The organism is Vibrio sp. Vb1729, assembly GCF_033338655.1.
Lineage (GTDB): Bacteria > Pseudomonadota > Gammaproteobacteria > Enterobacterales > Vibrionaceae > Vibrio > Vibrio alginolyticus.
The window spans coordinates 118917-131352 of sequence record NZ_JAWOTB010000011.1; the positions used below are offsets into that span (position 1 = coordinate 118917).

Consider the following 12436-nt stretch of genomic DNA (forward strand, 5'->3'; position numbering starts at 1 on the left):
ATGTGCTCAACATACGTAAACTCAGCACCTTCATCAATTTGTCATCACCAGTTCATAGCATGACAGCCAAGTGTTTGGGAGAATGATATGCAAAGTTTACCGCCGCTCAATTTGCTCCGAGCTTTTGAAGCCACGGCTCGACTACAGAGTTTTACAAAAGCTGCAGAGGAGCTAAATGTGACTCGTGCGGCCGTAAGCCAACAGGTGAAATCGCTAGAGTCACAGCTCAATGCGACGTTATTCGAGCGTAAGGGCACTCACCTTACGCTGACCTGCTCCGCGCAAGAATACTGGCCAGTGGTTAATCATGTGCTTCAAACATTATCGACCACGACGCAGCATTTATTTACTCGTCCCAAGAATACGCAAGTTAACTTACATGTCGCTCACAGCTTTTGCTCTCAATGGTTAATGCCAAGATTGGCTGATTTTCAGCGACAATTCCCAGACATCTCCTTTAAAATCTCGACTACTGCTAGTACAGTTCCAAGCGCCAGTGCGATTGCGGATATCGAAATTATTAACGGAGATGGAGATTGGCAAGAGCAAGAAGCCATACGATTAACCCAAGAAAACTGGATCGTTGTCGCAAGCCCGGGCTTTATGCATTTAAACCCGATAAATGACCTCTCGCAGTTAGCTAAAGTGCCTAAAATCTGCACTAGCGGTTATCATGAATCTTGGCAAGAGTGGCTTGCGCACCAAGGTTATCAAGGGAAGGTGAGCAAAGTCGTCGCCGAGTTTGAGCATTCATTGCTTGCTATTCATGCTGCGATTAATCAACTTGGCGTGTTGTTGGTAAGAGACTTTCTTGTTGAGGATGAGCTGCAACAGGGCGTATTAGTCCAGGTTGGAACTTGGCATATGCCAAGTTCTGGTGCACATTATATGATGGTTCGAGCATCCGAAAAATCACACGTAAACACCTTTGCTCAATGGTTAATACAGAGTCTTTAATGTTCGTTCAGCGAGTAAGTAGAGCGCATGTGTGGTTTGGCTATTATTAGCAGTAGCAAGTCATCAGTCTAGGACTGAGCGACATGCTTAATGACATCTAATAACCACTGATTTACCGGAGCTTGCTGTTGAGAGCGACGACAGCTCATCACGTAGCGAACATCAAGCTCTAGCCCGCCAGGAAGCGCGATACTCCGGCAACCCTTAGGAACATGTCCACTCATCGTTATGCCAAAATGATTCGTTTGCAGAAGCACTTTTTGAATCATCGCTGGATGCTCAATTTCCACTTTAGGTGTGGTTCTAAAACCTATATGTTTGAGCCTTTCCAACACTGGGTATCGGTAGTCGTTCCATCCCGGCGTTTTAAAAAGTATAAAAGGGTATTCTTCTAGTTCTTGGGAGTTTTGAGCGGGATGATCTTGTCGAACAAAAAATACCGCTTTTCCTCGCCCTAGTTCGGTCTGAACAATTGACTGTGGCAGATCTTCATCAAAGTAATGAATCGCAATGGCGTTTTCACCGTCAATTAATCGTTTTTTTGCTTCGCTACCCCAGCGCAAACATGAGAATTTTGCTTCTGGAGCGTGCTTTAGTAACTCCAAGTAAAACTTGTCACCAAAGTACTCCCAAAACAATGTGTTGGCATAAATAGTGATTGAACCGTCAAAATGAGCTGGTGAAAAATGCTGTGGTTTGATGGAATCAATGCTGTTGATTATTTGCTCAAAATGCGCAATGTTCGCTTCCACAAAAGGTGTTGGTTCAAAGCCATTTTTGGTCTGAACGAATAGCGGATCATTGAGCTGAGTTTTCATCTTTGTCAGATTTTTGCTGATTGCTCCTGACGTTTTACCGAGTGATTCTGCGACTAACCGGACGTTACGTAACTCATACATCCGTTTTAATACCAAAATATTTTGAATATCCAGATTAACGCTCATACATTGTCTCGCTTGGCTTTTGTCGACAAATCATATCGCTGAATTTCTTAAGAAAAGACAACGCTCGGTCAATTTAAGTTGCTGCCTTATCCCTGATTTATTGAAGGTAACGATAAGTTATTCTTGGTTACATCAGTTTATTAGCATGGATTTCCATTTGGTAAATAATGGCTTTCCTCGTATGAGCGCGTTTCTGTTGTTACAGTTTTTCCACCGACAGAAAGTAAGAACGATAATAGAGGTGATGTATGAAAAAACTAATCGCACTTGTTTTGATGGTTTGCTCAACAAACGTAGCATTTGCTGGCGATGGGTCATACACGGGCACGATTGATATGACGATGGCAACGAAAAATCAGGTTGACGTAGAGCGTGCAGATTCTCAATTGACGCTGAAGGGTCGCAATGAAATGGCCTATGGCGGTGTAACAATCCATTCGGATGCTGCAACTCAAAAAATTGAACTTCGTGGTCGACGTGATTAATCGAATAGTTTCTTGTTAAGAAAATGCCGCGTTCTTCGCGGCATTTCTATATGTAATATCATCAGATCATAATTACCAGATAAGCGTATGGTGAGAAGCTAAGCGCAATGACCACCTGCCATTATTCGCATGGCGGTGCCATATGAATGACAGCTAAGCCCCCCAAAGAAGTTTCACGGTATTTTTTATTCATATCTTTACCAGTCTGATACATGGTTTCGATAACTTTATCTAACGAAATTAAGCATTTACTTGTGCGCTTTAATGCCATACGCGATGCATTAATCGCTTTCATTGCTCCCATGGCATTTCTTTCAATACAAGGTACTTGAACCAAGCCGCCAATCGGGTCACAAGTCATACCCAATGAATGCTCCATCGCAATTTCCGCAGCAATACAAATCTGCTCGTTACTGCCCCCTCTTAGCGCTGTTAAGCCAGCGGCAGCCATGGATGAAGAAACCCCAACTTCTCCCTGACACCCCACTTCTGCACCAGAAATTGACGCGTTAGTTTTATATAAGATGCCGATAGCGCCGGCGACTGCGAGAAAGTCTTTTAGCTGTTTAACATCGAGCTCTTTGATGAAGCGATGGTAGTACATCAATACCGCCGGAATCACCCCTGCTGCGCCATTCGTTGGAGAAGTAACGACTTGCCCTCCTGCTGCATTTTCTTCACTAACCGCAAAGGCGAAGAGATTGATCCAATCCATGATCTCCATCGGATCGTTTTCAACTGCAGCGTTGGCTTCGAGCTTTTTCAAAAGGTTTGGTGCTCGACGAGTGACATTTAGACCACCTTCCAAAATCCCTTCCGTATCGAAGCCACGTTGCATGCAGAGCGACATCACTTTCCAAATTTGCTCTGCTCTTTGGTTAATTTCTTCGTCTGAGCGAAATGCGAGTTCGTTTTGGAGGATCATGCCTCCCAAGCTGAAACCGTTCGTCTCGGCTTTTTCCAGCATCTCATCTGCGGATGTAAACGGAAATGGTACTGCGACCTCATTTTGTTGCGTGCCGTTCTCTAGTTCGTCGGCGGTGGCGATGAATCCGCCTCCAATGGAGTAATAAATTTCAAACGCTACTTGATCTCCAGCTGCGTCTAATGCCGTAATCGTCATACCATTTTCATGCAGGGGAAGGTTGTCGCTATGAAAGACGATGTCATGGTCGTAGCTAAACTCAATCTGGTGTGTACCGGCGAGCATGAGCGTATTATTGTCTATGGTATTTTGTAGCGCACTTTTGGCACTGCTCATTTTGATGGTATCAGGTTTATTTCCCATCAAACCAAGGACCGTGGCTCGGTCTGTATGGTGCCCTCGACCTGTCAGTGACAATGAGCCATAAAGGTCCACTTGCACCCGATGCACTTTCGCCATAGAGTCGCTAACTAGCTGAGTGAAATGGAATCCGGCAAGCATAGGACCATTAGTGTGGGAGCTGGATGGCCCGACACCAATTTTAAATATATCGAAAATCGACAGCATAATTGACTTCCTTTAGCAGTGAACCTTTATAAAGGTCTCTAGAACAGTGTTGTTAACTAGATGTTAAAGCTTGTGGGTCGGGAGTGAAAGAAGATTTTTGTAACACTGCCAACTAAGCGCGAGATTTTAAAATGAAGTTAGACAACATCGTCATCGTTTTAGGTAAACGCCTCGTCAATAACAGGTTGACCTCTGAGGGCATAACCAGAGTCGAAGCTTTGTCTTGTAGGACTGCATCACTACCGATAGAGCGAACGGTGATTGTTTTTTGTGGCGGAGTAACGCAAGGACAAAGTGTTTCTGAAGCAGAGGCGATGTACGCGTATTTTAGAACCCTAAACGCAGACTCTGTGAATCCGTTCCCTGAACGTCATATACTCTTAGAAACGGAGTCGTTGAACACGTTTCAAAACATGCGTTATGTTTCCCAAGTTTTGTGCAAAAGTGGGTTGTTCGAGTTATGGTTGGGGCATCCGGTTGAGGTTATCTTGCTGTCTAATGACTACCACCTCGAACGAATCATTGATATCCAGAATTTGATGGATGAGCAAGGCTTATTACGAGTACTTAAATCCGATTGCGAATCCATGGGGGTGACCCTCAATATTCCACTGGATATCAGCAAACATATTAGCGTGCCATACCCACATAAAGGGCTTATGGCGGAGACATTCTTGCTACTCGATGAACTCACAACCTACCGAGTTTATTTAGAAGGGGTCAAGCATGGCGTATTTTTCCGAGATTTATCAATTGTCCGAAAAAAGCCACTTATGATCGCAAGAGATACTATTCATAAATTGCTCTCTTTACCGCTCGATAAAGAGGCTTTGCAACATATTAAAGAAATGAAAAAGGCCGTCGAAATGACGGCCTTGGATGAATCTGTAGGTGCTGCGGAAAAGGCATTAAGTATCTTCCATCCGATACTGACGGCATTGAACCGTCGCTTTGACCCAGAGTCTATTCATTAAGCTCGCGTTTTGTGCGGACGGCGCTTAATGCGATCAAACAGTAGCAAAGCAGTTCTATACCTTCTTCTGAGATATTTTTAACATCACGGATGTAATTTTCGTCCATCACTTGTTGCCAAAAACTACCCATACCATACAAACGAGAGAAGACTAATAATAGCATTACAGCACCAACTAATAGCTTCATATGTGGCACCGTTAAAATGGTCGCCATTTCGTTCATGGTACCTTTACCACCTTGGTAAGCTTTGGCGCAAGCCAGTGCGGTGACAGCAAGTGCTGGGAAAACCCAAGAGCCATGATGAATCATGTCTGTCCAATAGTCCGTTTCGCGAATAATCAGTACTGCAAAAAATCCTGCAATCAAAATAGCCGCATGCTTTAGCTGAGGCTGTTGTTTCGATAAGCTGAAAAACGACCATGATGCAATAGCAAGCATCACAAGCTGGAGCGTTTCTGTAACGGAAAGCTCGCCAAGGCTTGATCCCAACACGACATAATCAAGACGAAGACTAAGGTTAACGAGAATACTTATAGCGACAATCATCAAGGCGTTTAAGCTTGATTTATAAATAATGCGCTTTGATTTTTCAGTAACAACGTTGCTTGGGGCTGACTCGGCTTCTTTTACTATTTGTGTTTTCATCTTGCTCACCTGTCCCAGAAAATGTGGAAGAAATGTGAATTAGTGTGATCTGTGTTTGGAATTTTATTGTCCAAGTGGAAAGTTATGTCAGGGGAATGTCAAGAATAGAACACTGTTCGATATAGGGTCGATGTGCGGTAAAGTCAGAGATATGTAAAAACAACGTAAGAACACTTTGATAAATCAAATAAAAAAGGAGCCCAAAGGCTCCTAAGTGATAGAGGGAAGGTGACGTATCGATAAAAATAATTAGTAGTTGTCACCCTCATTTTCTTTGTGATTCTCGCGATAGTATTCCCATTGCTCGACGCGTTCATTGTCCGACAGCACACAGTAAGTGACACGTTCGCCGTTTTCCGACACGGTATCCAGCTCACCACCTTGCTGAACACAGTATACGGCTGCGGGATTTGCAACGGAGGTATACTCAGTTGATCGGGTCGCTCCCTCGTAAGTTGAACAACCAGCCAGTACCAATGTTGCAGCCATAGCCATCATTAAATTTGTCTTTTTCATTCTTTATCTCCGCATGGGGTGGGCGAGTATTGTATTGATTATAGGCAACTTTAAGAGATTATTGTCTTATCGATGTTAAAAGTAAGAGGGACGTATAAGAATTTAGATATTCTCATTTATTGCTGATTAGCACGTCACACTTCTGTTCTTGGCGTATTGTTGTGAAGGTCATATCAATCACTTCCTGACAAGCGCTCGAACGTACCTGGCCTACAACAATGATTTAAAGTGTGAAATTCGGTAATATGCGCACAAAACATTGACCGTGGTAATTTCGATGAGACATTTAAAATCGACCGTTCATCCAGACATAGAGCATTTGGATGACAAAATTGTTTTTCAGCGCAATGCAGCGCGAGCCATTGTACTTGATGGTGAAGATGTGCTGTTGCTCTATACAGAACGTTACCATGACTACACGCTACCAGGCGGTGGTATTGATGATGGTGAAGATGTCATTGCTGGATTAGTCCGTGAATTAGAGGAAGAAACGGGCGCCCAAAATATACATGGTATTAAGCCTTTCGGAATCTTTGAGGAGTTTCGTCCGTGGTACAAGGATGACGCTGACGTGATGCACATGGTGTCGTATTGTTATACATGTAAAATCGAACGTGAGCTAGGCGAAACGGCGTATGAAGATTACGAAGTTAAAAATGGAATGCACCCGGTATGGATGAACATACACGAAGCAATTGCACACAATGAAAAAACGATGGCAGAAAGCCCGAAAAAAGGCATGAGCATTGAGCGCGAAACGTTTTTACTTCAGTTGATTTCTAAAGAATTACTATAAACAGTTAGTTTGCATCATTACGACTTAGCTTCTGTTGGCTCTATTGTGGGCAAAGATTTTAGAGCAATAAAAAAGTCCGGACTCCCCCCCGGAACCCGGACTTATTCCAGACGCGCAAGCGAAGCGTCATCTTGATATGTTAGATTTGTTTCGAACTATGGAAACAATAGCTGTTTTACATTTAGTGTGTAAATAATTATTAGGTCTGACCATTGGTTTTCATGTTTTTTTGCAAACGCAATGTGACGCATATCTACCCAATTGCCAAGCGCAATTGGGGCGCTTTTTAGTAAACCACTACTCTTTCTTATCTTTGAGATACCTTACCTCAACTTTTTTGCACACGTTTGCATAGAGATCACGAGTTTTCAAATTCGCCGAACAGGATCTTGTAATTTTACGTTTCTCTGACATTGAGCTCTGTCGTAGCTTTTATCACAAATTAACTAGCGGAGGCAGTCGGCTAAAGTCGACCAGCGGTTGTGAAATCATAGGAGCGTCTGGAGCAAACAAGAGTAAAGGTTGAAATGATGAGGATTGTAACTGACCGATATCTATCAACTTTTCCAATGCATAGAAGCGGCTGACGTATTGACGAGTCTCGTTAGGCAGCGTGAGTTGTTGGAAATCTCGACTTCCTGCTCGCTGAATAGCACGTGCAACACGTCCTTCTCCGGCATTGTATGCAGCTAAAGTGAGAGCCATATTTTGATCGAATTTGTTGTATAAAAACGCCAGGTACTTGAGCGCGGCCGTTGTGCTGGCTTCTGTGTCAAAGCGATCGTCTTGTTTTGTATTTATCGTTAATCCGAATCGTTTCGCTGTGGTTGGTATCAATTGCCAAAGTCCGGCGGCGTTAGCGTGAGAAACGGCTTTGGGGTTGTAAGAAGATTCTAACATTGGCACTAAGGCTAGGCTATTTGGTAATGAGTGGTTTTGAAGCTGTTTGAAAATGTGGTTAATTACCGGTTTGGATGAATCGAGACGCTTGGCAATTTGTGGCTTGTATGGTGCTAATACTTGATACTGCGTTTGAATATCGACAGCATTTGGTTTTGCCTGGCATGTGATTGGAAGGTAGGACAGAAAGGCAATAAAAATAAAAAGGCCTACAGTACTCAGCCGAGATGGCGACTGAATCTGTAGGCAAGACGAACATCGTTTAGAACGATTTATCTTCATAAGTGTGTTGCACAGGTTGTTTGAGTTGACTGACCAACTCATGGAACGCCGCAGAGCTGTGGCCATTGCTCTGATTGTATTGTTGGCACTGACTTACCAACGTTTCCAATAGCGCCCATTGTTTTCTAGCTTGCATACCTATTTGGGCAGGCAAAGCATTGAAAATTCGTTTTACGCTGGCGTCATTACACGCTAACCCCAGCGCTCGCATACACTGGCTTCTGTCATTGGCGGAGCGGCTGAGTTTATTGAGTATCGGCATTTGTTTCTGAACATTGTCGTTCAGTGCCTCTCCATCAAACTTTAAGTACAATACCTTTTGCTGCTGAAGCAAAGGAAGCAGTTGTTGATAAAGCTTAATATCCTCAGATATAGAGCGAACAAATTGTTGAATTCGCTGCGATACTGCGCTTGCCATGATGTCTTCCTAGCGTTTTATTACTCGTGACCTGTATGGAACTGCATGATTGCCTTGGATAGCACTTTTGTATCTAGGCTAAGTTCACCACGCGCTAATGCGTTGCGTACTTGTTCTACTTTTTCCATATCAACATCAGGTAGTGATGCCATTTCAGCTTGAGCGCGATCTATCGCTACGGTATTCGCTTGAAATGCAGGCTCGTGTACTTTGCTCTGTTCGACGACGTCGACAGGCTGTTTGCTTGCTTGCTGTAATTTTGTTTGTGGGACATGACCGCCCGCGACTTTGTCGATTTTCATGCTGTGGTCCTCATCATCATGTTCTAAATTAAGTAGGCGGTTAGAATGTGATAAACATTAAATATTTTTTTTGTACTCGAAGTTCAGTGTTACTGACGAGAGCCAAAATTAAAAAATGTTACCCCGAGTCAAAAAATCAAAATTGAGTATGAACCTGGTTTAATCCAGTTACGACTGCTCTTATGACCTTGCCCGAACTTGGGTTTTCCACGTCAATTTGTTGCCCTTTCGCTCCATCTTCTAAGGCGACTCCTTTTGTGCTGGCACTAAATCCATTTTTGCTCGCAATGACTATGACTTCATTGCCTTTCTCGATTAGAGGTGGGGCCGACAAATTGGATGGATTAACCACTTGTCCAGCCCGCAAACGACGAGAGGTTTCTAAGCCTACTGCTTGCTCGGGGCGAGTATAAAAATCGTCTTGGCGAGAGATGGTTCGGGTTTCAAGCTTTATGTGTTTAGCCGTTACGACTTCATTTCGGCCAACCGTGGTTGTCGCGACTAAAACAGGCAGAGTCAGCGAAGACTTTATCGTAACGTTAATTCGCCATGGTGATGCGATATTGTCGCAGCTGACTGAGCGCTTGAGGTTACCGACTGGCAACGTGTTGTTGTCACGACCTGTGATAACTAAAGGCGATTGACATTCTGGCAAGTGATTGGCGGAACCGGGCACCCACATGTCGAAGTCCAGTTTGTACTCCCCCCACTGATTGGAGAGCGCTACGCGATCCACCTCTTGTTCGAAATCCGTTGCTACAACGGACTTTATCTCTTCAACGCTGAGGGTTTTGTCATTGGTGTTGGCGAATGCTTGTTCTGATGTCAAAGCGAGTAACGTCAGCATTATTGTTGAGGAAGTGGACACTTTCCTCTTGTTTTTAATGCTTTCCGAGAACCGGAAGTTTGGCTTCCATCCTTGTTTGTAAGTCATTGATATATATAGCTATTTTTTATGGCACGTATCTTGTTTGTATGTTGGCGTATTCGAGCCAACTGTAAGGAAGATGCATGGCGATCACATTTGAAAATGCTTTAGGAGTACATCCAGAGGCACTTAATTTTCGCGTTCAGCGTACCAAAGTCCTCGCCAGTAACCTAGCAAATGTTGACACCCCTGGGTATTTGGCGAAAGACCTAAGTTTCACCACCGTAATGAACCAAGTAACGGCAGGTGGTGTGAACAAACCGGTGCCAAAGTTCCAGGTTCAGGCCCAATACTCGGTGCCTTACCAGAATAGCAAAAATGGCAACACCGTAGAGCTTGGTGTTGAACAAGCAAAATTCACGCAAAACAACATGGACTTTCAAACTAGCCTGACGTTTCTCAACATGAAATTTAATGGCTTAGCGAAAGCGATTGAGGGACGTTAATTATGTCATTCACTGATATTTACTCGATCACTGGTTCCGCGATGACAGCACAAACTGTGCGTCTGAATACGGTAGCCAGTAACTTAGCAAACGCAGATGCAGTATCTGCAAATCCAGAAGATGCTTATAAAGCGCTTAAGCCAGTATTTGCGACTGTGTACCAAAAAACGCAAATGACAACAGAAAATGGAGCTTATCCCAATGCAGAAGTTCGCATTGTTGACGTTGTTAAAAATGCTGGAGATGCAGAGAAGCGTTTTGAGCCGAACAACCCACTGGCTAATGATGAAGGCTATGTGTTTTACCCCGATATTGATGTAGTTGCTGAAATGGCAGACATGATGTCCGCAACACGCAGCTTCGAAACGAATGTTGAAGTATTAGCCAATGTAAAAAGTATGCAGCAAGGTCTGCTTAGATTAGGGCAGGGTAGCTAATGAGTATTGCACAATACACCCCTTTATCGTCTGACGCTCCAGTAAATACAAAAGCAAAAGACAGCAACGGTATCTCACCAAACCCTAAAGACATGAACAGTGCTTCTTCATTGGAGAATGAGTTTATTTCTTTGATGGTGGCTCAAATTCAAAACCAAGACCCACTTAATCCCCTTGATGGTACGGAATACGTTGGTCAATTGGCTCAGTTCTCGCAGGTACAAAGTACCGAGAATATGTCTAAGACAATGCAACAGAGCATGGTGTTACTGGACAACATGCAAGTGCTATCAACAGCGGGCCTTGTTGGGCAAACGGTTTACGTCAACGCGGATGAATTTCAGCTTGGTGAAGACGTACAAAACGGAAAAATCGAACTCGCTCATAGCTCAAACCAAGTCACGTTAGTTGTTAAAGATGAATTTGGTCAATCAACTAAAGTGCCACTAGGTGCTCACGGCAAAGGTGACGTCGACTTTTCAATTAATCCTGAAGAACTTGGTCTTAAACCAGGCAAATACTCAGTGGCCGTAGAAGTGCAAGAAGGGCAAGCAAGTCCAAATGTGCTGATGGCAGGCACTGTTGAGCAAGTGCGCATTCCTAATACCGGTGGCGCAGCATTAGTCAATGTCCATGGCGTTGGCAACGTTCCTTTCTATCAAATCACTCAGTTTGGTGCTTAACCAAATACGGAAATCAGAGGTCTATTTATGAGTTTTAACATCGCACTAAGTGGTCTGGACGCGACCAACACAGAGCTAAACACAATCAGTCACAACATTGCCAACGCATCAACGTATGGTTTTAAAGGTGGCCGCACAGAATTCTCCGCTGTATATAACGGCATGCAACCTGGTGGTGTGGAAGTCGCGTCAATTTCACAGAACTTCGACAAAGACGGCAGTATCACAGGAACTGGCCGTGCGATGGACCTAGCTATTAATGGCGGTGGCTTTTTTGTTACTAAAGATAATATGGGCCAAATGTTGTACACACGTTCAGGTGTGTTCTCAACGGATAAGAACAACTTTGTTACGGCTAACAGCGGTGCAAAGCTTCAAGGTTACAGTGTCGATAGCAACAACAACCTAATGACAGGTTCTGTGGGTAATATTCAGGTATCGACTTCCTCACTGAATGCTAAAGCAACAGACAGCTTAGATTTTGTTGCGAACTTCGACGCAAGCGCGTCTGTTATTGATAAAGCCGTAACGCCATTCAATCCAAAAGATCCAAGCTCATTTAACTCGTCTTACACAACAAAAGTCTACGACTCATTGGGTAACTCGCACACGGTAACTCAGTACTTTACTAAGACTGCTTCTAACTCGTGGGAAGTGAACGTTCAAGTAGATGGCGGTACGACGCCAGTAGCAACTGTGCCTGTAACGTTTGGTAAAGACGGCTCGCTTTCAACACCAACTGCGCCGTTTAATGTTTCATTCCCTGCAGCAGGTGCGAACGCGATGAGTGTAGACATTAACCTGAAAGGCAGCACGCAATTTGGTGCAGCTTTTGGCGTAAGTACTAATAGCCCTAACGGTTACACATCAGGTGAACTTGCAGGTGTACGCGTTGAAGGTAACGGCATGGTTTACGCGACTTACACTAACGGCCAATCACAGCTACAAGGTCAGGTTGTTCTTGCTGATTTTGCAAACACACAAGGCTTAGCGAAAGTGAGTGGAACATCATGGACTCAAAGCTTTAGCTCAGGTGCTCCAATTATGGGTGTTCCGGGTTCAGGTACGATGGGTGACCTAACTCCGGGTGCATTAGAAGGTTCTAACGTTGACTTAACCAGCGAGCTTGTTGCTCTAATGACTGCACAACGCAACTACCAAGCAAACGCAAAGACAATTTCTACCAGCGACAAGCTTACTCAAGCTTTGTTTAACGCGGTGTAATGGGAG

16 protein-coding genes are annotated in these 12436 nt (G+C 44.0%); 8 read left to right on the forward strand and 8 right to left on the reverse strand.

Annotated features, from left to right (window positions below; all coding sequences use genetic code 11):
- The first annotated feature begins 87 nt into the window (after positions 1-87).
- Complete coding sequence (locus R7E29_RS05385; RefSeq protein WP_054576175.1) at positions 88-957, forward strand: LysR substrate-binding domain-containing protein; 870 nt, start codon at positions 88-90, stop codon at positions 955-957.
- 68 nt (positions 958-1025) lie between these two features.
- On the opposite strand, the gene R7E29_RS05390 is transcribed toward R7E29_RS05385, so the two are convergent.
- Positions 1026-1901 carry a LysR family transcriptional regulator gene (locus tag R7E29_RS05390; RefSeq protein WP_213906706.1) on the reverse strand — a complete coding sequence of 292 codons (876 nt, stop codon included), beginning with the start codon at positions 1899-1901 and terminating at the stop codon, positions 1026-1028.
- Positions 1902-2149: 248 nt separating this feature from the next.
- Between R7E29_RS05390 and R7E29_RS05395 the strand changes: the two genes are divergently transcribed.
- Positions 2150-2386: a hypothetical protein gene (locus R7E29_RS05395; protein WP_005374030.1), complete on the forward strand. Its 237-nt coding sequence runs from the start codon at positions 2150-2152 to the stop codon at positions 2384-2386.
- Positions 2387-2507: 121 nt separating this feature from the next.
- Here R7E29_RS05395 and R7E29_RS05400 read toward each other — a convergent pair whose 3' ends face one another.
- Entirely contained in the window at positions 2508-3878 is a 1371-nt protein-coding gene (locus tag R7E29_RS05400; protein ID WP_005374028.1) for an L-serine ammonia-lyase, read from the reverse strand.
- Positions 3879-4009: 131 nt separating this feature from the next.
- Between R7E29_RS05400 and R7E29_RS05405 the strand changes: the two genes are divergently transcribed.
- Positions 4010-4852, forward strand: coding sequence for a YdcF family protein (locus tag R7E29_RS05405; protein WP_017635105.1), 843 nt, complete (start codon positions 4010-4012; stop codon positions 4850-4852).
- Here the strand turns inward: R7E29_RS05405 and R7E29_RS05410 are convergent.
- Entirely contained in the window at positions 4842-5498 is a 657-nt protein-coding gene (locus tag R7E29_RS05410) for a hypothetical protein (protein WP_005374025.1), read from the reverse strand. The genes R7E29_RS05405 and R7E29_RS05410 overlap by 11 nt on opposite strands.
- Before the next feature lie 249 nt (positions 5499-5747).
- Positions 5748-6014, reverse strand: a complete 267-nt coding sequence (locus R7E29_RS05415; protein WP_005374023.1) for a DUF333 domain-containing protein — start codon at positions 6012-6014, stop codon at positions 5748-5750.
- A 277-nt stretch (positions 6015-6291) separates the two neighbouring features.
- Here R7E29_RS05415 and R7E29_RS05420 point away from each other — a divergent pair, with 277 nt between their 5' ends.
- Positions 6292-6810 carry an NUDIX hydrolase gene (locus R7E29_RS05420; protein ID WP_054576174.1) on the forward strand — a complete coding sequence of 173 codons (519 nt, stop codon included), beginning with the start codon at positions 6292-6294 and terminating at the stop codon, positions 6808-6810.
- A 435-nt stretch (positions 6811-7245) separates the two neighbouring features.
- Here the strand turns inward: R7E29_RS05420 and R7E29_RS05425 are convergent, their stop codons facing one another.
- The 4 genes from R7E29_RS05425 to flgA form a co-directional block, all read right to left on the reverse strand.
- Complete coding sequence (locus R7E29_RS05425) at positions 7246-7992, reverse strand: lytic transglycosylase domain-containing protein (protein ID WP_054576173.1); 747 nt, start codon at positions 7990-7992, stop codon at positions 7246-7248.
- Positions 7973-8410, reverse strand: a complete 438-nt coding sequence (gene flgN, locus R7E29_RS05430) for a flagellar export chaperone FlgN (protein ID WP_005374018.1) — start codon at positions 8408-8410, stop codon at positions 7973-7975. Before flgN ends, R7E29_RS05425 begins: the two co-directional genes overlap by 20 nt.
- A 20-nt stretch (positions 8411-8430) precedes the next feature.
- Positions 8431-8712, reverse strand: a complete 282-nt coding sequence (gene flgM / locus R7E29_RS05435) for a flagellar biosynthesis anti-sigma factor FlgM (RefSeq protein ID WP_005374016.1) — start codon at positions 8710-8712, stop codon at positions 8431-8433.
- 136 nt (positions 8713-8848) lie between these two features.
- Entirely contained in the window at positions 8849-9646 is a 798-nt protein-coding gene (gene flgA, locus R7E29_RS05440; RefSeq protein WP_031777223.1) for a flagellar basal body P-ring formation chaperone FlgA, read from the reverse strand.
- 77 nt (positions 9647-9723) lie between these two features.
- Here flgA and flgB point away from each other — a divergent pair, with 77 nt between their 5' ends.
- The 4 genes from flgB to flgE are packed head-to-tail and all read left to right on the forward strand — an operon-like array spanning position 9724 to position 12430.
- Entirely contained in the window at positions 9724-10086 is a 363-nt protein-coding gene (flgB, locus tag R7E29_RS05445) for a flagellar basal body rod protein FlgB (RefSeq protein ID WP_005374013.1), read from the forward strand.
- A 2-nt stretch (positions 10087-10088) separates the two neighbouring features.
- On the forward strand, positions 10089-10523 hold the full coding sequence (gene flgC, locus R7E29_RS05450; protein WP_005374012.1) for a flagellar basal body rod protein FlgC: 435 nt from the start codon (positions 10089-10091) through the stop codon (positions 10521-10523).
- The gene (gene flgD / locus R7E29_RS05455; RefSeq protein WP_005384410.1) at positions 10523-11206 is read left to right on the forward strand and encodes a flagellar hook assembly protein FlgD; all 684 of its coding nucleotides are present in this window, start codon (positions 10523-10525) and stop codon (positions 11204-11206) included. The genes flgC and flgD overlap by 1 nt, the downstream gene beginning before the upstream one ends.
- 27 nt (positions 11207-11233) lie before the next feature.
- Positions 11234-12430, forward strand: coding sequence for a flagellar hook protein FlgE (flgE, locus tag R7E29_RS05460; protein ID WP_017635110.1), 1197 nt, complete (start codon positions 11234-11236; stop codon positions 12428-12430).
- Positions 12431-12436: the final 6 nt, after the last annotated feature.